The 19,850-nt window shown below is 63.5% G+C and carries 20 protein-coding genes; 11 read left to right on the top strand and 9 right to left on the bottom strand.

What is annotated here, in order from left to right; translation table 11 throughout:
* Positions 1–3: 3 nt before the first annotated feature.
* From M653_RS0122690 to M653_RS0122675, 4 genes are all read right to left on the bottom strand, one after another.
* Complete coding sequence (locus tag M653_RS0122690) at positions 4–816, bottom strand: carbohydrate ABC transporter permease (protein WP_027145402.1); 813 nt, start codon at positions 814–816, stop codon at positions 4–6.
* On the bottom strand, positions 813–1,679 hold the full coding sequence (locus M653_RS0122685) for a sugar ABC transporter permease (RefSeq protein ID WP_027145401.1): 867 nt from the start codon (positions 1,677–1,679) through the stop codon (positions 813–815). Before M653_RS0122685 ends, M653_RS0122690 begins: the two co-directional genes overlap by 4 nt.
* Before the next feature lie 137 nt (positions 1,680–1,816).
* Positions 1,817–3,088, bottom strand: coding sequence for an extracellular solute-binding protein (locus M653_RS0122680; RefSeq protein ID WP_027145400.1), 1,272 nt, complete (start codon positions 3,086–3,088; stop codon positions 1,817–1,819).
* Between the two features lie 240 nt (positions 3,089–3,328).
* Positions 3,329–4,246: an AraC family transcriptional regulator gene (locus M653_RS0122675; protein WP_032935832.1), complete on the bottom strand. Its 918-nt coding sequence runs from the start codon at positions 4,244–4,246 to the stop codon at positions 3,329–3,331.
* Between the two features lie 234 nt (positions 4,247–4,480).
* On the opposite strand from M653_RS0122675, the gene M653_RS0122670 reads away from it, so the two are divergent.
* The 3 genes from M653_RS0122670 (at position 4,481) to M653_RS0122660 (ending at position 6,988) form a co-directional block, all read left to right on the top strand.
* Positions 4,481–5,884, top strand: a complete 1,404-nt coding sequence (locus M653_RS0122670; protein ID WP_027145398.1) for an MATE family efflux transporter — start codon at positions 4,481–4,483, stop codon at positions 5,882–5,884.
* Between the two features lie 530 nt (positions 5,885–6,414).
* Positions 6,415–6,702 (top strand): hypothetical protein, encoded by a 288-nt coding sequence (locus tag M653_RS0122665; protein WP_027145397.1) that lies wholly within the window; start codon positions 6,415–6,417, stop codon positions 6,700–6,702.
* 100 nt (positions 6,703–6,802) lie between these two features.
* Positions 6,803–6,988 carry a hypothetical protein gene (locus M653_RS0122660; RefSeq protein ID WP_023781604.1) on the top strand — a complete coding sequence of 62 codons (186 nt, stop codon included), beginning with the start codon at positions 6,803–6,805 and terminating at the stop codon, positions 6,986–6,988.
* Between the two features lie 81 nt (positions 6,989–7,069).
* Here the strand turns inward: M653_RS0122660 and M653_RS0122655 are convergent, their stop codons facing one another.
* The 4 genes from M653_RS0122655 to speB all read right to left on the bottom strand — a co-directional run bounded on the left by M653_RS0122655 (position 7,070) and on the right by speB (position 10,328).
* Entirely contained in the window at positions 7,070–7,717 is a 648-nt protein-coding gene (locus M653_RS0122655; RefSeq protein WP_027145396.1) for an amino acid ABC transporter permease, read from the bottom strand.
* Positions 7,714–8,370 (bottom strand): amino acid ABC transporter permease, encoded by a 657-nt coding sequence (locus M653_RS0122650; RefSeq protein ID WP_027145395.1) that lies wholly within the window; start codon positions 8,368–8,370, stop codon positions 7,714–7,716. Before M653_RS0122650 ends, M653_RS0122655 begins: the two co-directional genes overlap by 4 nt.
* Positions 8,371–8,376: 6 nt before the next feature.
* A complete protein-coding gene (locus tag M653_RS0122645; protein WP_027145394.1) occupies positions 8,377–9,186 on the bottom strand; it encodes a transporter substrate-binding domain-containing protein in 810 nt (269 codons plus the stop codon).
* An 80-nt stretch (positions 9,187–9,266) separates the two neighbouring features.
* Complete coding sequence (gene speB / locus M653_RS0122640; RefSeq protein WP_027145393.1) at positions 9,267–10,328, bottom strand: agmatinase; 1,062 nt, start codon at positions 10,326–10,328, stop codon at positions 9,267–9,269.
* A 211-nt stretch (positions 10,329–10,539) separates the two neighbouring features.
* Between speB and gcvA the strand changes: the two genes are divergently transcribed.
* The 8 genes from gcvA (at position 10,540) to M653_RS0122600 (ending at position 19,475) form a co-directional block, all read left to right on the top strand.
* On the top strand, positions 10,540–11,511 hold the full coding sequence (gene gcvA, locus M653_RS0122635) for a transcriptional regulator GcvA (protein WP_027145392.1): 972 nt from the start codon (positions 10,540–10,542) through the stop codon (positions 11,509–11,511).
* A gap of 119 nt (positions 11,512–11,630) precedes the next feature.
* Positions 11,631–12,935, top strand: coding sequence for a nicotinate phosphoribosyltransferase (pncB, locus tag M653_RS0122630; RefSeq protein WP_027145391.1), 1,305 nt, complete (start codon positions 11,631–11,633; stop codon positions 12,933–12,935).
* Positions 12,936–13,199: 264 nt separating this feature from the next.
* Entirely contained in the window at positions 13,200–14,624 is a 1,425-nt protein-coding gene (locus tag M653_RS0122625) for a hypothetical protein (protein WP_027145390.1), read from the top strand.
* Between the two features lie 158 nt (positions 14,625–14,782).
* The gene (locus M653_RS0122620; RefSeq protein ID WP_027145389.1) at positions 14,783–16,087 is read left to right on the top strand and encodes an ABC transporter substrate-binding protein; all 1,305 of its coding nucleotides are present in this window, start codon (positions 14,783–14,785) and stop codon (positions 16,085–16,087) included.
* A 106-nt stretch (positions 16,088–16,193) separates the two neighbouring features.
* A complete protein-coding gene (locus M653_RS0122615; protein ID WP_027145388.1) occupies positions 16,194–17,075 on the top strand; it encodes a branched-chain amino acid ABC transporter permease in 882 nt (293 codons plus the stop codon).
* Entirely contained in the window at positions 17,072–18,034 is a 963-nt protein-coding gene (locus M653_RS0122610; RefSeq protein WP_027145387.1) for a branched-chain amino acid ABC transporter permease, read from the top strand. The genes M653_RS0122615 and M653_RS0122610 overlap by 4 nt, the downstream gene beginning before the upstream one ends.
* The gene (locus M653_RS0122605; protein WP_027145386.1) at positions 18,031–18,756 is read left to right on the top strand and encodes an ABC transporter ATP-binding protein; all 726 of its coding nucleotides are present in this window, start codon (positions 18,031–18,033) and stop codon (positions 18,754–18,756) included. The genes M653_RS0122610 and M653_RS0122605 overlap by 4 nt, the downstream gene beginning before the upstream one ends.
* Positions 18,753–19,475: an ABC transporter ATP-binding protein gene (locus tag M653_RS0122600; protein WP_027145385.1), complete on the top strand. Its 723-nt coding sequence runs from the start codon at positions 18,753–18,755 to the stop codon at positions 19,473–19,475. The genes M653_RS0122605 and M653_RS0122600 overlap by 4 nt, the downstream gene beginning before the upstream one ends.
* Positions 19,476–19,581: 106 nt before the next feature.
* Here M653_RS0122600 and M653_RS0122595 read toward each other — a convergent pair.
* Positions 19,582–19,850 (bottom strand): IS5 family transposase (locus M653_RS0122595; protein WP_027145384.1); only part of this gene is annotated, 269 nt, incomplete at its 5' end.

Genomic DNA, 19,850 nt, shown 5'->3' with positions numbered 1-19,850 from the left:
ACTTCAAGTCTTTTTTTGCCGGAAAACAGAATTCAGGAAGCCGCTGAGCACGCCGAGGAACAGCAACGGCGGCAGCGACAGGAGCACGACCGAGGCGTTGAGAATGCCCCACGGCACGTTCATGCCTTGCTGGGAGAGTTCGGAGGCGACGATCGGCAAGGTCTTGGCGTTGGAACTCGACAGCATCAGCGCGATCAGGAATTCGTTCCAGACCAGCACGAAGCTGAAGGCGACCGCGCCGATCAGCGAGCGCGCAGCCACCGGCAGCGCGATCCGCCAGAACACTGCATAGGCGCCGTAGCCATCGACGAAGGCGGCTTCCTCGATCTCCTTCGGCACGCCTTGGAAGGCTGGAATGGCGAGCCACATGATCACCGAGATGGTGAGCAGCGAATAGGTGACGATCAGCGCCGGCAGCGTATCGTAGAGACCGAGCTGCAGCCAGATCACCATAAGCGGGATCGCCACCGCCACCGGCGGCAGGAAGCGTAGCGACAGCACGAAGAACTGGATGTCGCCGGCCCAGCGGTTGGGATAACGCGCCACCGCGTAAGCCGCGGGCAGGCCGAGCACGACGCCGATCAGCACGGCTGTGCCGCAAGCGACGACCGAATTGTAGAGGCCGGTAATGACGCTGTCGCGGCCGAGGATGTAGCTGATGTTGGCAAGCGTCGGCGTGAACACCAGGCGGGGAACGCGGGTGATGATATCCACGCTGTTCTTCAGCGAATTGAGCGCTGTCCACAGCAGCGGAAACACCGCGACGAAGCCGGCGAAGGCCAGGACCGCCTTGGCGATGATGCGGCCGAGCCTCATGCCTGCACCCGCTTCCACAGCATGGTGAAGGTGATGACGGTGGCAATCATCATCAGCACGGCCATGGCCGAGGCATAGGAGACCTTGCCGGATTCGATGAAGCCTTGCGAGAAGGCGTACATGTCGAGCGTTTCGGTCGCCACCCCCGGCCCGCCGCGGGTCATCACATAGATCAGGTCGAAGGAGCGCAGCGACTCGATCATCTTGACGAACATCAGGCTGATCAGCGGCGCCTTCAGCATCGGCAAGGTGACATAGGCGTGGATCTGCCAGCGCTTGGCGTGGTCGAGCCGGGCGGCCTCGATCGGTTGCGGCGGCAAGGTTTCCAAGAGCTTCAGCACGATGACGGCGAAGAACAGGCCCCACTGCCAGACATCGACCGAAGCGACGGCGAACAAAGCCGTCGACGGCTTGGACAGCGGGTCGAAGATCAGCCCGCCGGTCAGCAGCCGGTAGGGGTAGGTGGCGATGCCGTAGAGCGGATGATAGGCGAACTTCCAGACGAAGGCCGCCGAGACGCGCGGCAGCAGCACCGGGATGATGAACAGCAGACAGTAGAGGTTGCGCAGGCGCGGCGAGGCGACCTCGAACATCAGCACGCCGAGCCCGATCGCCACCACCATTGTTGCGACGACGGTGACGACCTCCCACTTCACCGACACCCAGACGGCGTTGAGGAAGCGGCGGTCGGAGAACAGGTCGACAAAATTAGAGAACCAGACCCAGGAATAGGCAGCCGAGCTCAGCTCGCGGTTCTGCAGGGCGATGATAATCGCGTAGAGCGTCGGCACCATCGACAGGATCAGCAGAATGACCAGTGTCGGCACGACAAAGGTGACCGGCAGGGATGAACGTCGAGGCATTGGTCTCAGGCCTTGCAGTGTCTCTGATATCTGGACATGGCGGAACCCGCGCGCGGGACAGGGCAGGCCCTCCTGCGACGCACAGGTCCCGGCATTCGCAGGAATGCCGCGAACCGCGCGCCGCAAGAGGGAGGGGCCTATTTCTTCACCAGCTCATTGGCGTAGGCCTCGAGTTCGTTGAGGCTGCCCTTGACGTCGGAGCGTGTGCCGGCAATCAATTCCTCGAGGATGATGCCCCAGCGGTCGCCGAGATCCGGCCAGCGCGGATCCTGCCAGAAGTTCACCGCCGTGACCTTGCCGGTTTCGGCAAGCGCCTGGCCGAGATCGGCGCCGTAGATGTCGGCGAACTCCTTGCTGGACAGGATGCTGGTGCGGTTCAGCTCACCAAACTGGTGGGCGTCGAGCCGGCGCTTCTCATTTTCCTTCGAGGTTGCCCAGGCGATGAACAGGCCGGCGCATTTCTTCGAAGCGTCGTCGGCATTGGCCTTCGCCGCGATGGCGAGGCCGTGGCCGTAACCGCCGCCGGGAAGCGGCGAGGGCGGAGGCAGGAAGCCGATCTTGCCGACCACTTGCGAGGTCTTCGGGTCGACCGCCATGCCCGAAAGCGGCGTCGATTCGACGAGGATCGCGACCTGGCCCGACAGGAAGGCGCCGGTCGATTCATCCCAGCTGCCGGTCTGCGTGCCGGGTGCCGAATCCTTGAAAAGCTTCAGATAGGCCTCGGTCGCCTTGACGGCCGCGTCCGAATTGAAGGCCGGCTTGTCGCCGTCGAACCACTTGCCGCCATAGGCCTTGAAGAACGGCATCCAGCGCCAGACATTGGCGCCCGACCCGCGCGCGCCGCGCAGCGCGATGCCATACATGCCCTTGTCGGCGTTGGTCAGCTTCGGCACGTCGGCGATCAACTCGTCCAGCGTCTTGGGCGGCTGGATGCCGGCGGCTTCCAGCACGTCCTTGCGGTAGACCATCAGGTCGCCGCCGCCGGTCAGCGGCGCGAACCAGACCTTGCCGTCATAGGTGGCGACCTTCTGGCGGCCCGGATCGAAGTCGGCATAGTCGTAGTCAGCCGGATAATAATCGGCCAGCGGCACGATCCACTTCGACGAGGCGAAAAGCGCCACATTGGCTTCATCGACATAGTAGACGTTGTAATTGCCGACGGTGGACGCGTCGGCGCGCGACTTGGCGCGGCGGTCGTTTTCGTTCAGATAATCGATCTTGAAGCTCGCGCCGGAGAGCTTCTCGAACTCGGCCTTGGAGTCCTCCAGAAGCGTCAGGCCATCGCGGGGCTGCGCCAGCACCTTGACCGGTGCCGAGCAGACCGGCGCCTGCGCCAGGGCTAGGGTTGAAACGGTAGTGGAAAGCACGAAAGCTGCGCCAAGGCTGGCCGCGAGCCGAACTGGTTTCATGATCTTTTCTCCTCCAGGAATACGTCGCAGGAAGCGCAGGTCCTCGGGTTACGCGATCCTCACCATCGCCCGAACGACATGCCACCCATCGCCAAAATGGGCAGTTGCGTTGGGCGACGCTAGAAGCCCCGTTGCAGCTGACCTGTACTTTTATGCATTGTGCAGCGCAAAAACCGGCGCACCCGTATGGAGCGCGTCACATGAGTATCGATCTGGTCCAAACGATGATTCAGGATGCGCTTATGCGCGCATCGCCAGACGCTGCCGCGACAGCTTGCGATAGGATGACGGCGTCATCTTGTGCTTGCGCAGGAAGGCGCGGTTGAAGTTGGAGATGTTCATGTAGCCGACCTGGAAACAGATGTCGGTGATCGGGATATCGGTGTCGGCCAGGAGCTTGCACGCCTGCCACAGCCTGAGCTTGGCAAGATGGTCGCTGAAGGAGTTGCCGGTGTTCTTCTGGAAGAAGCGCGAGAAGGTGCTTTCGCTCATGCCGGCCAGCTCGGCCACCTCAGGCAGCTTCAGATCTTCGGCGAAATGCTGGAACAGATAGGTCAGCGTGCGCTGGACGATGTCGAGCGAGGCGGCGTCGAGAACCGGCTGGAAGTCCGGCGATGACAACAGCTCATACTCGTCGGTCCTGGCCAGCAGATCGACCAGTTCGAGGAACAGGCAGAACCGGGTCAGCCCTTGCACCGTGCCCATCCGCTCCATGAGCGCGGCGCCTTCAAGCGCGGTTCCGCCGTGGAAGACGATGCCGCGCAGAGACCGTTCCAGGAACGGCTCCAGTTCGCGCAGTTCGGGTAGCATGTCAGCCGACCCGCGCAGCCGCTCGGGATCGAATTGCAGCACGATGTCGCGGCCATCGATCAATTCGCCCGGCTGCACCGCGGTGACCCAGTCATGCGGCAGGCCGCCGCCGACGATGGTGAGGTAGCCCGGCCCGAACTCGCCGATATGGTCACCGACGAGGACCACGCCGGAGGATTTCCGCAGCAGATGGATCTCGTACTCCGGGTGGAAGTTCCAGACATTGCGCTCCCAGGGATAGTCGTCCAGCCGCCACAGGAAACTGTCGCTCGCCTCGGTGACGATATGCTCGAAGGAAGGCGCCGTGCGCGGGATCGCTGCCGTGTTTTTTCTGCGTCTGAACGCCATCCTGCCTCCCACAATTCCCCGGTCGCCGGTGTTGGATCCGTAGCAGTCCCTGGCCGGCAAGGGAACGAGGCGGCGGTTCCCGGGCAAGGTGCTGGCTCAATCTGTTCTGGCGCCTCCTCCCTTGCCTTCATGTCGCATTTCGTTCAATAGACGGCGCAAACGGCGCCATTTCGTGCCGTTGCTGTGCGGCTTCCGGGCGTGGCCCGACGCGCCGTGTTCTGAAAGAGCAGGACAATGTCTGCGATCGAAGCCGGCGCTCGCGCGCCGGAAAATCTTTGGCGTCGGGAAATCAGGGCGACGCTGGCGCTGGCCTGGCCGATGGTGCTGACCAATCTCGGGCAGACGGCGATGACCGCCACCGACGTCATGATGATGGGACGCCTCGGCGCGGACGCGCTGGCCAGCGGCGCGCTTGGCGCCAACCTCTATTTCATGCCGCTGATCTTCGGCCTCGGCCTGATGCTGGCGACTTCGCCGATGATCGCCACCGAGCTTGGCCGCCGCCGCCATTCCGTGCGCGATCTGCGCCGCACCGTGCGTCAGGGCCTGTGGCTGGCGATCCTGATCGCGATCCCGATCTGGCTCGTGCTTTGGCACGGCGAGGCCATTCTGCTGGCCATGGGCCAGGAGCCCGCGCTGGCGCATCAGGCCGGCATCTACCTGCGCTGGCTGGAATGGGCGGTGCTGCCTTTCTACGGCTATATCGTGCTGCGTTCGTTCATCTCGGCGCTGGAGCGGCCGGGCTGGGCGCTGATCATCGTTTTCGTCGCCGTCGCCTGCAACGCCTTCTTCAACTGGCTGTTCATGTTCGGCAATCTCGGGGTTCCGGCCATGGGCATCGCCGGCTCTGGTCTTGCCACCTCGCTGTCCAGCACGCTGATGTTCGTCGGCATGGCTGTCGTGGTGATTCTGGAGAAGAAATTCCGGCGCTACCATCTGTTCGGCCGTTTCTGGCGGTCCGACTGGCCGCGCTTCAAGGGCCTGCTGCGGCTCGGATTGCCGATCGCCGGCATCCTTGCCTTCGAGGTGACGATCTTCAACGCGGCAGCCCTGCTGATGGGCCTGATCGACGCGGATTCTCTGGCCGCGCACGCGATCGCCATCCAGATCGCCTCGATCTCCTTCATGGTCCCGCTCGGCCTCAACCAGGCGGTGACGGTGCGGGTCGGGCTCGCGCATGGCGCCGGCAATCCCGAGGGCGTCTCGCGCGCCGGCTGGACCGCCTTCGTCATCGGCGTCTCGTTCATGGCGCTGATGGGACTGGTGATGGTGCTTTGGCCGCATCTCCTGATCAGCGCCTTCATCGACCTCGGCAATCCGGCCAATGCCAGGGTGATCGCGCTTGCCGTGTCGTTCCTGGTGTTTGCCGCCCTGTTCCAGGTCTTCGACGGCGCGCAGGCGGTTGCCGCCGGCATGCTGCGCGGCCTGCACGACACCAAGGTGCCGATGATCTACGCCGCGATAGGCTATTGGGGCGTCGGCCTGCCGCTCGGTGTGCTGCTCGCGTTCCATTTCGGCTTCCATGGCGTCGGCATCTGGATTGGCCTGTCGTCGGGGCTGGCCGTGGTGGCGGCCCTGCTCCTGGCCCGCTGGCTGCGCCGCGACCGCATCGCGCCATCGCTGGCGCTCGGGCACTGAACGCAAGACGGCCGTCGGTTCGGCGGTCGCTCGTCCCAACATTGAGGCGCATCAAATGGCGCCTTCAGAACGGCCGCGAAACGACCGCTGGGCACAATGAGCCGACGCTTAGAACCGAGGCACGTCTCAATAGGGGCCGTGAGCAGACCCGTCTGTTTTCGGGATGGCGGGACTCAAAAGCGGAAGAGCTGTTGCTGCGACCGACACGCCGGGAACAACGACGCCTGGCAGCATCTATCTGCGCAAAAGCCTGGATTGCATGGTTGTTGGTAGCATTTGGTGAGGCGGGCTTCCGGACCCTGGCCGCCAATGCGGGGCACCTGAGCCTCGCGCTGCTCAAGGTCACGTCGGCGGCTGGACGAGCAGCGGCAGGACTTCGGTTCAGGCTGAGTCTCCGCGCCCTTTGCGTCCAAACTGCATTTCCGGAATAGAATTCCGCCTTTCGACGCAGGCGGGCAACCTTTCCTGCACGATGACGTTTCGAGAGATGATCGTTGCATACGATCGACGTAAATCGTGAGGAGATGAAAATGACCTTCAAAATGCTCACTATGGGCGCGATGGCGCTCGCAATGATGACTGGCTCGGCGCTGGCTGGATCTGCTGGCGGCACCTCCGCGCTCGACGATCCGGCAAAGATGTCGCCGTTCTTCACCGATGCCGGCATGAAAACACTCAGGTCGGAAGCGGATTTCAAGACAGCATGGATGTCCATGAAGCCAGATGAACAGAAGGCGGTGTTGAAAGACTGCGGCGACACCACGATCAACAAGTCGCATGCGGATTTCTGCGCGATGGCCAAGAAGATGGGTGGCTGAATTTGCGGGAAAGGCGGCCGTTTCGCGCCGCCTTTTGGCCACAGACGCCGTTTGAAGGTACCGGTAAGAGCGCCTATGGTGCCCTGAATGGAGGCGGCGAATGGCGTTCACCGTTATTTGGTATGGAAGACAGGGCATCATTGACAAGGTGATCTTTGACGCCGAAAAGGTGGCAAAAGATCACGCAATTTCCATGTTTCAGACCCGAAGGGGTGACGAGGGGATCATTTGCGTTGAAGTTCGCAAGGACAATGGAACTGTCGTCTTCAGCCATGCTGAAAATTAGGATGGCTACTTACGCTCTAACAGCACACAGCTTCCCAGCTTGCGGTCGCGTCGATGTTGGTCAACACAACATGCTTTCGGCTCAGTGCGCCGCCGCCCGCTTCTCCAGCCGCCGCGCATATTGCGTCAGCGGGAAGCACATGACGAAGAAGATCAGCGCCACCAGCCCGTAGACCTTGAATGGTTCGAAGGTGGCGTTGTTGATGGCATTCGAAGTCCGCACCAATTCCTCGAAGCCGATGATCGAGGTCAGCGCGGTCGATTTGATCAGCTGCACCAGGAAGCCGACCGTCGGCGCGCGTGTGATCGCGAACGCCTGCGGCAGGATGATCAGCCTGAGCTCCTGCAGATAGTGCAGGCCGAGGCTGGCTCCGGCGTCCCATTGACCAAGCGGCAGCGCGTCGACACCGCTGCGCCAGATTTCGGCGAGATAGGCGCTGGCGAAGAAGGTCAGGCCGAGCACCGCCGCGGTCCAGGGCTCGATGCGCAGGCCGAGCATCGGCAGGCCGAAGAACATCAGGAAGAGCTGCATCAGAAGCGGCGTTCCCTGGAACAGGGCGATGTAGCCGGAGGCAAGGCGCCGGCTCCATTTGTTCTTGGCGATCCTGAAGAAGAGCACCGCCATTCCGACCAGCGCGCCGCCGACGAAGGCGGCCAGCGACAAAAGCACCGTCCAGCGCGCGGCAAGCAGAAGGTTGCGCACGATGTCCCAGAGCGTGAACTCGATCATGACACGCCCGCTCCGAGCGCCCTGCGTCCGCCTGACACCAGCAGCCGCCGCAAGGCCATTGACATCAAGAGATAGACCAGCGTCACGACGAAATAGGTCTCGAACGAGCGAAAAGTGCGCGCCTGCAGCATGTCGGCCTCATAGGTCAGTTCGCGCACCGCGATCTGCGACACCACGGCGGATTCCAGCATCATGATGACGATCTGGCTGGTCAGCGCGGGATAGATGATCTTGAGCGCCTGCGGCAGCACGATCTTGATGAACACCTGGCGCGGCCTCAGCCCGAGCGCCAGGGCCGCTTCCGTCTGCCCGTGCGGCACCGCGTCGAGCCCGGCGCCGACGATCTCGATCGTGTAGGCCGCCATGTTGAGCGTCATCGCCAGCATGGCGGCCAGGATCGGGTCAAGCCTGATGCCGAGGCTCGGCAGGCCGAAGAAGATGAAGAACAGCTGCACAAGGAACGGCGTGTTGCGCATCACCTCGACATACCAGGCGATGGCCCGGCGCAGCAGCGCGGGGCCGTTTCGCCGCCCGGCGGCACCGAGGATGCTGAGCAGCGTTCCCGCCAGCGTGGTGACGGCGATCAAAAGGATCGTCGTCGCGGCGCCGTGCGCGATGTCGCCCACGGCACCTGGAAGCCAGCCGAAGGCCACGTCAACTCAATCCTTGAGGTTGTCGGGGTTGAGCGGCGTCTTCAGCCAGGTCTTCGAGCTTTCGTCCAGCTTGCCGTCGGCCAACATCTTGGCGACGGCGTCGTTGACCGCCTTCTTGAGGCCGTCCTCATTCTTGTTGAGGCCGATATGCGAGGGCGAGGTCAGAAGCTGGAACTTCTGCTCGGGCTTGAGCACGTCCTGCTTGGCCAGCACCTGCGCGCCGACGTCGTTGCCGACGACCATCAGCTGGGTCTGGCCGGAGATGAAGGCCTGGATCACCGAATTGTAGTTGTCGAAGCGCTTGATGTCGGCCGATGCGGGTGCTGCCTCGGTGAGCGAGGTATCTTCCAGCGTACCGCGATTGACGGCGATCGACTTGCCGGCGAGGTCTTCCTTGCCTTTGACCGACATCGCCGCCGGGCCGATGACCGCGATGTAATAGGGCGCGTAGGCGGCGGCGAAGTCGATGACCTGCTCGCGCTCCTTCGAGTAGCCGACGCTCATCAGGATGTCGACGCGGTGATCGTTCAAATAGGGGATGCGGTTCTGGCCGGTGACGGCGATCGGATTGAGCTTCACCTTGAGCGTGTCGGCGATGTACTGCGCGACGTCCATGTCATAGCCCTTGAGGCTCATGTCGGCGCTGGCCGAGGAGAAGGGCGGGAAATCGGCGAAGACGCCGACGTTGATGGTGCCGGCCTTGGTGATATCGGCCAGCGCGTCAGCCTTGGCCGCCTGTGTGCCAAGGCCGAAACCTGCCGCGCCCAGGACCAGGACGGCGGCGATGGATGATTTGAATGTCGAGCGGATTGTCATTGTCATTCCCCTTCTGGAAGCTTTTTGATTGTTTGGGTCGGCCGCCGGCTCCAGCGCGGCGGCCGCCTTGGCTTTGATCGTCAGGCGCCCTTGCCTGTGATTGCCGGGCTGAACACCATCAGGCTCAGGATCTCGAACAGCACCTGGGCGCCGGCATGCGCGGTGTTGGTGGTCGCGTCATATTGCGGCGCCACCTCGACGACGTCGCCGCCGACGATGTTGAGGCCCTTGAGGCCGCGCAGCAGTTCAAGCACTTCGCGCGTTGTCAGCCCGCCGACTTCCGGCGTGCCCGTGCCCGGCGCGAAGGCCGGGTCGACGCTGTCGATGTCGAAAGACACATAGGTCGGGCCATCGCCGACTATTCTGCGCGCCTTCTCGATGATGGCGGGAATGCCGAGCCCGGTCACCTCCTCGGCATGGACCACGGTCATGCCGGATTCGTAGGTGAATTCCCACAAATATTCGGCCGAGCCGCGGATGCCGATCTGGATGGTGCGCGTCGGATCGAGCACACCATCGAGCACCGCGTTGCGGAACGGGCCGCCATGGTGGAATTTGGTCAGGTCGAACAGGCCGCTGGTGTCGCAATGGGCGTCGATGTGGATCAGCCCGACCGGCGCCTTCTTGCCGACCGCCTTCAGGATCGGGTGCGTGATCGAGTGGTCGCCGCCGACCGACAGCGGAATGACACCGGCGTCGACGATCTGGTTGATGCGCCGCTCGATATCCTCATGGCTGGTCTCCAGCCTGTAGCGGCTCTGGAACGGAACGTCGCCGATGTCGGCCACCCTGAGCTCATGCGTCGGCGCGCATTCCAGCACATGGTTGTAGGGGCCGATGCGCTCGATGGCCCGCAATGCGCGCGGCCCGAAGCGCGAGCCCGGCCGGTTGGTGACGCCAAGATCCATCGGCACGCCTGTTATCGCCACCTGCAGATCGCCGAAGTCCGGATTCTCGGCGGCGACTTCGCGGTAGGGCGCGGTGAGGAAAGTCGGGATGCCGGAATAGGGCGCCAGCCGCGTGCCGCTCTTGGAAAAAATCTTATCCGCGACCTTGCGGAATTTCGGGTCGAACATCTCGCCGCCATGGCTCTCGCCATATTTGCGACGCAGCGCGTCGAGCTTGCCGCGATCGTATCCCATATCCGCTCCTCCTCAGCTGATGCAGTGTTGCCGGTCGGTGACCTCGGGCGAACCGACCGTCATCCGGCCGGGCCGTTGTCCCGCTGGCTGTCCGCAGATTTCACGTCTTGATGTTGTCTTGGGGCAAAGTGTCTGGCAGCCGCTTTGAAAAAGCAATTGATATTGTTAGGGTGTTTTCTGTGAGAAAATCTCACAATGAAGCCGAGCATCCATGGCCAAGCGCTTGCCACCTCTCAACCCGCTGCGCGCCTTCGAGGCAACGGCGCGCCATGCCTCGTTGACCAAGGCGGCGAGCGAACTGAATGTCACCCATGGCGCCGTCAGCCACCAGATCAAGGCGCTGGAGCAATCGCTTGGCGTCAAGCTTTTCGAACGCGTCGGCCAGCGGGTCAAATTGACCCCGCACGGCGCCGAGCTCTTGCCTGCGGTATCGGTTGCGTTCGACGGCATCGCCGCCGCCACGCAACGGCTGACCCGGCCGGCAAGCAGCGGCGCGCTGTCGGTGTCCTGCGTGCCGGCGGTGCTGCTTTTGTGGATGACTCCGAGGCTGGGCAGCTTCACCGCGCAATATCCCGACATCCAGCTGACGCTCATTCCCTCCAACGATCCCAGGGATATCCGGGCGCCGCATATCGATGTCTGCGTGCACTATGGCGATGGCAGCTGGGCCGATTGCTGGATGCGCAAATGGTCGGGCCTCGAACTGTTTCCCGTGGCCAGCCCGACGCTGGTCAACAACCGGCCGATCCGTAACGTTCGCGACCTCGCCGACCACGTCTTGCTGCATGGTGACGACGGCCGCGAGTGGCACACCTGGCTGGCCGCCGCCGACGCGCTGGACCTCGAGCGCGGCCGGCGCCATCATCTCGGCGATGCGCGCATGACGGCGGAAGCCGCCGTGCACGGCCATGGCGTGGCGCTGGGCGACTCGGTGACGGCAAGCGCGCTGCTCGCCAGGGGCATGCTGGTCGCGCCGTTCAGCCTGTCGGTACCGGCGGTCGACGACTTCTATGTCGTTTGCCGCAACGAGATGCGGGCGACGCCGATCGTGCAGGTGTTCATGGACTGGCTGTTCGCCGAGAAGGCCGGGGATGACGGCCGCGCCGACGCCCCGGTGGCGGGCCGCCTCGTCACCCGCCGCAAACGTCCCGCGCTCAAGGTGATGGGCGGCAAATCCTCGTAGCCGCACGCAGGACTTTCTTTTTGTCGGGCCAGCCTGAAAGCGGGCAGCGTTTTGGTCAATTCGATGCTATGAGGCCTGTCGCTATTGTGGTGGCAGGGCAGCGAAGGCGGTAACGAGACATGGCCAAGACCGATATTGCGCGGCGCGTCTACAACCACACCTGGAAGCTCGACCCGATCGTGCGCAGCCTGCTCGACACCGACTTCTACAAGCTTTTGATGCTGCAGATGATCTGGGGCATGTATCCCAAGGTCGACGCCACCTTCTCCCTGATCAACCGCACCACCTCGGTGCGGCTCGCCGACGAGATCGACGAGGGCGAATTGCGTGAACAGCTCGACCATGCCCGCACGTTGCGCTTCTCCAAGAAGGAGATGATCTGGCTGGGTGGCAACAATTTCTACGGCCGCAAGCAGATTTTCGATCCGGAATTCCTCGCCTGGCTGGAAGGTTTTCGGCTGCCCGACTATGAGCTTTCCAAGCACGACGGACAATACGAACTAACGTTCTCCGGCCCCTGGATGTACACGACGCTGTGGGAAATCCCCGCGCTCGCCATCATCAACGAACTCCGATCTCGCGCGGCCATGCGGGCCTATGGGCCCTTCGCGCTCGACGTGCTCTACGCCCGCGCCAAGGCCAAGATGTGGGCCAAGACCGAACGGCTGAAGGCGCTGCCCGGCATCCGCATCTCCGACTTCGGCACGCGCCGGCGCCATTCCTTCCTGTGGCAACGCTGGTGCGTGGAGGCGCTGAAGGAAGGCATCGGCGAAGCGTTCACCGGTACCTCAAATGTGCTGCTGGCCATGGACAACGACCTCGAAGCGCTCGGCACCAACGCGCATGAACTGCCGATGGTGTTCGCGGCACTCGCCAATTCGGAAAAAGAGCTGAAGCAGTCGCCCTACAAGGTGCTGCAGGACTGGCAGCGCTACTATGGCGGCAATCTGCTTATCGTGCTGCCCGACGCCTTCGGCACCGCCTCCTTCCTGCGCGACGCGCCGGACTGGGTGGCCGACTGGACGGGCTTTCGCCCCGACAGCGCGCCGCCGATCGAGGGCGGTGAAAAGATCCTGTCCTGGTGGCGCGAGAAGGGCAAGGACCCCAGGCAGAAGCTGCTGATCTTCTCCGACGGGCTCGAGGTCGAAACCATCGAGGAGACCTACCGCCACTTCAAGGGCAAGGTGCGCATGTCCTTCGGCTGGGGCACCAATTTGACCAATGATTTCGAAGGCTGCGCGCCGACAGAGACCAAGAGCCTCGACGCCATATCGCTGGTCTGCAAGGTCACCGAGGCCAATGGCCGGCTGGCGGTGAAGCTTTCCGACAATCCAGCCAAGGCGACCGGCGATCTCAAGGAGATCGAGCGGTATTTGAGGATTTTTGGGCAGAAGGATCGCGTGGAGCAATTGGTCAAGGTTTGAGGTTGAGGCTCGCGGGGGATGGGAAACCCGGATAGGTCGAGTTTCGTCGCGCCCCCCTCTGTCCTGCCGGACCCGGCCCTCCGCTGTCGCTCCGGGCGTTCGTCGTTCGGAAAGCCAAGCAGTTGGCTTCCCGTCCGCTGCGCGGACCACTCCTCACCCCCCTCCTGGGAGGAGATTGGACTTTATCTCCGCTTTCGCCAATCGCCGACGTTGCAAGAAAAGCGCCGACGGCACGGCCCGCCAATCTCCCCCCTAGAGGGGGAGATGTCCGGCAGGACAGAGGGGGGCGCCGTAGAGTTCCGTCGTCCGCCGTTGGCCGTATTCCTTGCAGCCTTCTGCGCCTCACCCTCCCCAGCCTTCGCGCACGCCTCCGACCGTGGCCATGTCCTGCTCCTCCCCACCGGCTACTACCTGATCGGCGGCGCGTTCGCCGTGGCTGTCAGCTTCCTCGTGCTAGCCCTGCTGCCGGCAAATTGGCTCGGCCTCCTTTGGCGCCGCCGCCTGCCGCTATTCGCCTTCGGCGACAGCGCCCGCGCCATCATCAGCCTGATATCCTTTGCCGGCTTTGCAATTCTCATCGCCGCCGGCTTGCTCGGCAGCCGCGACCCCCTCTCCAACCCGCTGCCATTGGTGATCTGGACGCTGCTATGGGCCGGCCTGACCCTGCTGCAAGGCCTGCTCGGCGATCTGTGGTCGTGGCTCAACCCCTGGTGCGGCCCGTGGCGGCTGCTGTCGCGCGGCAGAAGTGATGAAGCGCAACTTCCGCAGTGGCTCGGCTGCTGGCCGGCCGTCGTCCTGTTCTTCGCCTTTGCCTGGTTCGAACTCGTCGACCCGGCGCCCGACGATCCGGCGCGGCTAGCCTTTGCCGCCGGCGTCTATTGGCTGCTCACCTTCATTGCCATGCGGGTGTTCGGCTACGACAAGTGGAGCCGCAGCGGTGAATTCCTCGGCATCTTCTTCTCGATGGTTGCCCGCTTCGCGCCGGTCGAGCGCGACGACAAAGGTCGTCTTGCGCTGTGCTGGCCGGGTGCCAGGCTGCTCACGGCCGAGCCATTGCCCGCCAGCGGCATCGCCTTCCTGCTGCTCGCTTTGTCCTCGGTTTCCTTCGACGGCCTGTCGAAGACCTTCTTCTGGCTCGGCCTGTTCGGCATCAACCCGCTCGAATTTCCAGGCCGTACGGCGGTGATTGACAGCGGCAGCCTTGGCCTTGTCCTGGCATTCGTGCTGCTCGCGGGAGTGTTCCTGGTTGCGGTAATCCTCGGTCAGCGCCTTGGCGGCAGCGATAAGCCGCTCGCCCAGGCGGCGGGCCTGCTGGTGTGGTCGATCGTGCCGATCGCGCTCGCCTACCATGTCGCGCACTATCTGACGGTGCTGCTGGTCGACGGCCAGTATGCATTGGCCTCCCTGTCCGATCCGTTCGCGCTGCGCTGGAATCTGTTCGGCACCGCCGACATGCAAGTCGAAGCCGGCGTCGTTGCCGGCGCGGGTTCCGCGTGGTGGCTGTGGAATGTCCAGGCCGGCGCCATCATCCTTGGCCACGTGCTCGCGGTACTCGTCGCCCACGGCCTTGCCTGGCGCCTGCATCCGCAGCCTGCCCGCGCCGCGCTCAGCCAGTTTCCGCTCACCGTCTTGATGATCGCCTACACCATTTTCGGTCTCTGGCTGCTTGCCACGCCGACGGTCGGATGAGACTAGCCATTTCCCATGGGTCATGCCCTGACGGAAAGCTCGCTTGCCAGGCCAAGCCTTTGGTGATTTAGTTTGTACACATGCAATTTTGCATCCTCTTGCCGAGGATGTTCGAGCCGCCCTATCGTTGGTCAAAACGCAAAAACAGGGGAACGAACGTGACTGACAAGAACGGATTTTTCGACCTCTCCAAAACCACTGTCACCCGCCGCACCGCGCTGAAGGGGCTCGCCGCTGGTGCCGGCCTCGCCATGGCGCCCGGTTTCGTCCGTTATTCCCAGGCGCAAAGCTCCGCGCCGATCAAGATTGGCTTCCAGTCGCACCGCACCGGTATCGGCGCCGCCTATGGCCGCTGGTACGAGAAGACCACCGCCGCCGCCATCAAGGCGATCAATGCCGCCGGCGGCATCAACGGCCGCCAGGTCGAGGTGATCATCGAGGATGACGGCACGGATCCCGGTCGCGGCGCCGAGGTGGTCGGCAAGTTCGCCACGCAGCACAAGACCGACATCGTCTTCGGCACGCTGTTCTCGCACGTCGTCATCGGCTCGGCTCCGGCCGCCGGCGAAGCCAAGATGCCCTATTTCGTCGTCAGCGAAGGGCATCACGTCGCCTCGACCAAGCTCAACCGCTACGTCTTCCAGCCCGGCATCACCGACGTGAAGAGCCAGATCAAGTCGATGGCGCCGTGGATCGCGGCCAATGCCGGCAAGAAGGTGACGCAGATATTCCCCGATTTCGCCTTCGGCTACGACCATCGCGATTACCTGCCGCCGGCGCTGAAGGCGCAAGGCGCCGAGGTGATCGCGCAAATCGCCATTCCGCCGACGGAGAGTTCCTTCACCAAATACTTCCCGCAGATACCGGCCGAGACCGAGGTGATTTACCACGTCATGGTCGGTCCGGCGGTGCTCACCTTCGTCAAGGAGCTCGGCGAGTTCTACGGTTCGAACCGGCCGCAGCTGTTCGGCTTCATCGATTCGCTCGAAGCCGTCGACATCAACAGCCCAGGCCTTGAATTCCTCGACGGCAGCCATTTCTGGGAAGGCTCGCCGCGCTACGCCCAGCCGGATGACACCGAAGCGCAGAAAGCCTATCGCGCCGCCGTCGGCATCGACGACAATGGCGCCGCCGTCGGCGACCCCAAGGACGTCTCCACCGCCGCCCACATGTTCGGTTGCTGGGAAACGCTCTACGTCGTCAAGAAGGCGATGGAAGACGCCGGCTACAAGGGACCGGAAGACCGCGCCAAGCTGGTCGAGGCGACCGAAGCGCTGAAGGAATTCGCCGAAGGGCCGGAGCATCCGCAAGGACCAAAGACCTTCAACGGCAAGATCCACCAGTGCTTTGGCATCCAGAACATCTCCAAGGTCGAAGGCGGCAAGCTGAAGGTCGTCCACAAGACCAAGATCGAGGACGGGCTTTACGAAGCCGAAGGGGATTACACGACGCAGGCGCTGTGAGCTTGGTTCTTTAAGCCCAGTGCCCTTCGGCCTACCCCCCCTCTGTCCTGCCGGGTCCGGCAGGACAGAGGGGGCGCTTCGCGCCACCCTATCGAGCGTGTAATCAATGCACTTCGGCCCCCACCTCCTCCTCGCCGCCCTCGAAGGCCTCGTCACCTCGGCCGTGCTGGCGCTGACCGCGCTTGGCTTGTCGCTGGTGTTCGGCGTCATGCGTGTCGTCAACGTCGCCCATGGCGAGTTCTTCATGCTGGGCGCCGTGCTTGCCTGGGCGATCACCACGGCAATCGGCGGCCACCCGGCCCTCGGCTTCCTGGCGGCGCTTGTGATTGCGCCGCTGATCGTCGGCGCCATCGCGCTGATTGCCGAACGGCTGGTGCTGCGCCGGCTCAATTACAATCCGGAAGCCACCATCGTCGCCACCATCGGTATGCTCTACATCATCCAGCAGCTGGCGCTGACTTTCTATGGTCCCGAAGCACGACCCGTCGAGCCGCCCTTCAGCTACCGCATCCTTTTGCCGTGGTTCGGCTATTCCGGCTACAAGCTGTCTGTTATCGCCGCATCCGCTCTCTTGTTGATCGCGACATGGCTGGTGCTGACGCGCACGAAAATTGGTCTCATCATGCGTGCCACGCAATATGACAGCGAGACGGCGCAGGCCTTCGGCATCCCTGTCGGCCGTGTCTATGGCGGCGTCTTCGCGCTCGGCGCCATGCTGGCGGCGATCGCCGCGGTGCTGATCGTGCCGATCAGCCAGGCGCACTACCTGATGGGGCAGGACCCGCTGCTGCTGTCCTTCATCGTGGTCATCATCGGCGGACTCGGCTCGCTGCGCGGCACCGTCGTCGCCGCCGTGCTGATCGGCCTGTCCGACGGCATCATCTCGATGTTCTTCTCGCCGACGCTGGCCAAGATCATCGCCACGCTGCTGGTCGCCATGGTGCTGGTGTTCCGGCCGCAAGGCCTGTTCGGGACGGCATCGCGATGAGCGAAGCTTCGCCGGCAAAGGCCTACGCGCTGCACCTCGGCGCGATTGCCCTGCTCTTCGTGCTGAGCTTCCTGCTGCCGGAGTATTATCACGGCCTGCTCGCCCGCATCATGGTGCTGGCGGTCTTCGCGATGGGCTACAACATGCTGTTCGGCTATGTCGGCCTGCTCAGCCTCGGCCATGCCATGTTCTTTGGCGCCGGGCTTTATGGTGCCGGCCTTGCCATCATCCAGCTCGGCTGGAGCGTGCCGGCGGCATTCACCGCGGGTCTTGGCTGCGGGGCGGTTCTTTCGCTGATCATCGGTCTCCTGGCGCTGCGCAGCACGGGCGTCGCCTTCATGATCGTCACCATGATGTTCGCCCAGGTGTTTTATCTCGCCATCCTTTATTTCGCGGCCTGGACCGGGGGCGACCAGGGCATGGTCGTGCCGCAGCCGGCGCGTGTCCTCACTTTCGGCGGAACCTCGCTCGACCTCACCAATCCGACCGTGCGCTACATGAGCGCGCTGGCGCTGTTCTCGCTCGTGCTTCTGATGATGCTCGCCATCGTCCGCTCACGCTTTGGCCGCGTGCTGGTCGCCATCCGTGAAAACGAAGAGCGCACGAAGATGCTGGGCTACGACACCTTCTCCAACAAGCTCGCAGCCGTCGTCGTCTCCGGCACGATCTGCGCGGCGTCCGGCGCCGCCTACGCGCTGCTGTTCGGCTATGTCGGCTCGAGCTTCGCCTCGGTGCAGTATTCGATCCTGCCGCTGCTGTGGGTCCTGCTCGGAGGTGCTGCCACAACGCTTGGACCGCTGGTCGGCACGCTGTTCATGTACTATGTCATCGACGTCACCAGCGGTTACACATCGGCTTATCTGCTGATCGTCGGCATCGCGTTGATCCTGCTTGTGCTGTTCTTCCCGAGGGGCATTCTCGGCAGCATCCGCCAGCGCTGGCTCGGGTGGTTGCCATGACGCCGCTTTTGACCACCAAGGGTCTGTCGCGCAATTTCGGCGGCCTGCGCGCCGTCGACAACGTCGACTTCACTTTGATGCCCGGAGAAATCCGCGCCGTCATCGGCCCCAACGGGGCGGGCAAGACCACCTTCGTCAGCCTGGTCAGCGGCCGCATCCAGCCCTCTTCGGGGGCGATCCTCTTCGACGGCGCCGACATCACCGGCCTGCCGGCCTATGTCAGGGTCCGCCAGGGCATCGCCTACACATTCCAGATCACCAGCGTCTTCGCCAACCTCAGCGCCTATGACAATGTCGCGCTGCCGGTGCAGCGCACGCTGAGCGACGGCCGCTCGAAGGGTGCGGTACGCGCCGGCGTCATGTCGGCACTCGAACGCACCGGGCTGGCCGGCCGCGCCCATATGCCGGCCGGGCAATTGTCCTACGGCCATCAGCGATTGCTGGAAGTGGCGATGGGCCTGGCGCTGAAGCCGCGCCTGCTGATCCTCGACGAGCCGACGCAAGGCCTGGCCGATAGCGAGATCGATAATTTCATCGAGCTGGTGCGCGACATCGCCAAGAACGCCACCGTGCTGCTGATCGAGCACAACATGCCTGTCGTCATGCAACTCGCCGACCGCATCACCGTCTTCAACGCCGGCAGGATCCTGGCCGAGGGCACGCCGGAAGCGATCCGCGACAACGCCGCGGTACAGGACGCCTATCTGGGGACGGCCCCATGAGGGAGACGAGCAAGACCGATGCACTGGTGATCTCGGGGCTGGACTGCTTCTATGGCGAGGTCCAGGTGCTCTACGGGCTCGATCTCGTGCTGAACAAGGGCGAGGTGCTGTGCCTGTTCGGCCGCAACGGCGCCGGCAAGACGACGACGCTGAAGGCGATCATGGGCCTGGTTCCGGCGAGTGCCGGTTCGATCAGGCTCGCCGGCCGGGAATTGACCGGCCTGCCGGCGCATGAAGTGCCGAAGGCCGGCGTCGCATACGTGCCGCAGGGAAGGCGGCTGTTCGCCGAGATGACTGTGGCGGAGAACATCGAGATCGGCCTGATGGCGCGCGGCAAGGGCAAGGCGACGCGCGAGAACGTCCTCGATCTCTTCCCGCTGCTGCGCCAGCGGCTGCGGCAGCGCTCGGGCACCTTGTCCGGCGGCGAGCAGCAGATGCTGGCCATGGCGCGTGCGCTCTGCCTCGAGCCGCAGGTGCTTTTGCTCGACGAGCCGACCGAAGGGTTGATGCCGTCGATGATCGCCAAGATCCGCGAGACGGTGTCGAAGCTGCGCGAGATGGATGTCTCCACCATCCTGGTCGAGCAGCGGGTCGACGCCGTGCTGTCGGTCGCCGATCGGGTTTGCTTCATCGAAAACGGCCGCAACCGCGAGACGGTCGATGTCGAGACCCTGCGCGCCGACCCGTCGGCGGTCAGGCGTTATGTCGGTGTCGGCTGACGGGAGCAATTCCAGGAAAAGTGTGCAGCGGTTTTTCCGGGAAAAGCGTGTAGCGCTTTCCCTTGGGAATTGCGTCGAATGGATCTAGGGCGTAGTGACGATTTAACTACCTGAGCCAGATAGCGATAGCGGCAAGTTTGACAAAGCNCATGAAGTTGGCGAGCAACTTGTCGTATCGTGTTGCGACGCGGCGGAACTGTTTGAGTTTGTTGAAGAAACGCTCGATGATGTTGCGCTCCTTGTAGAGATCAGCGTCGTAGGGACGCTGATGTTTTCGATTGCGCTTGGGCGGGATGACGACGTCGGCGCCTATTTCTGCGATCTTTTCAAGCAAATGGTCGGCGTCATAGCCCTTGTCGGCGATCGCTGCGCCGG

The sequence above is a fragment of the Mesorhizobium sp. WSM3626 genome (assembly GCF_000513935.1).
GTDB lineage: Bacteria > Pseudomonadota > Alphaproteobacteria > Rhizobiales > Rhizobiaceae > Mesorhizobium > Mesorhizobium salmacidum.
The sequence above is the reverse complement of the archived record's forward strand: the minus strand, read 5'-3'. Positions and strand labels throughout refer to the sequence as shown.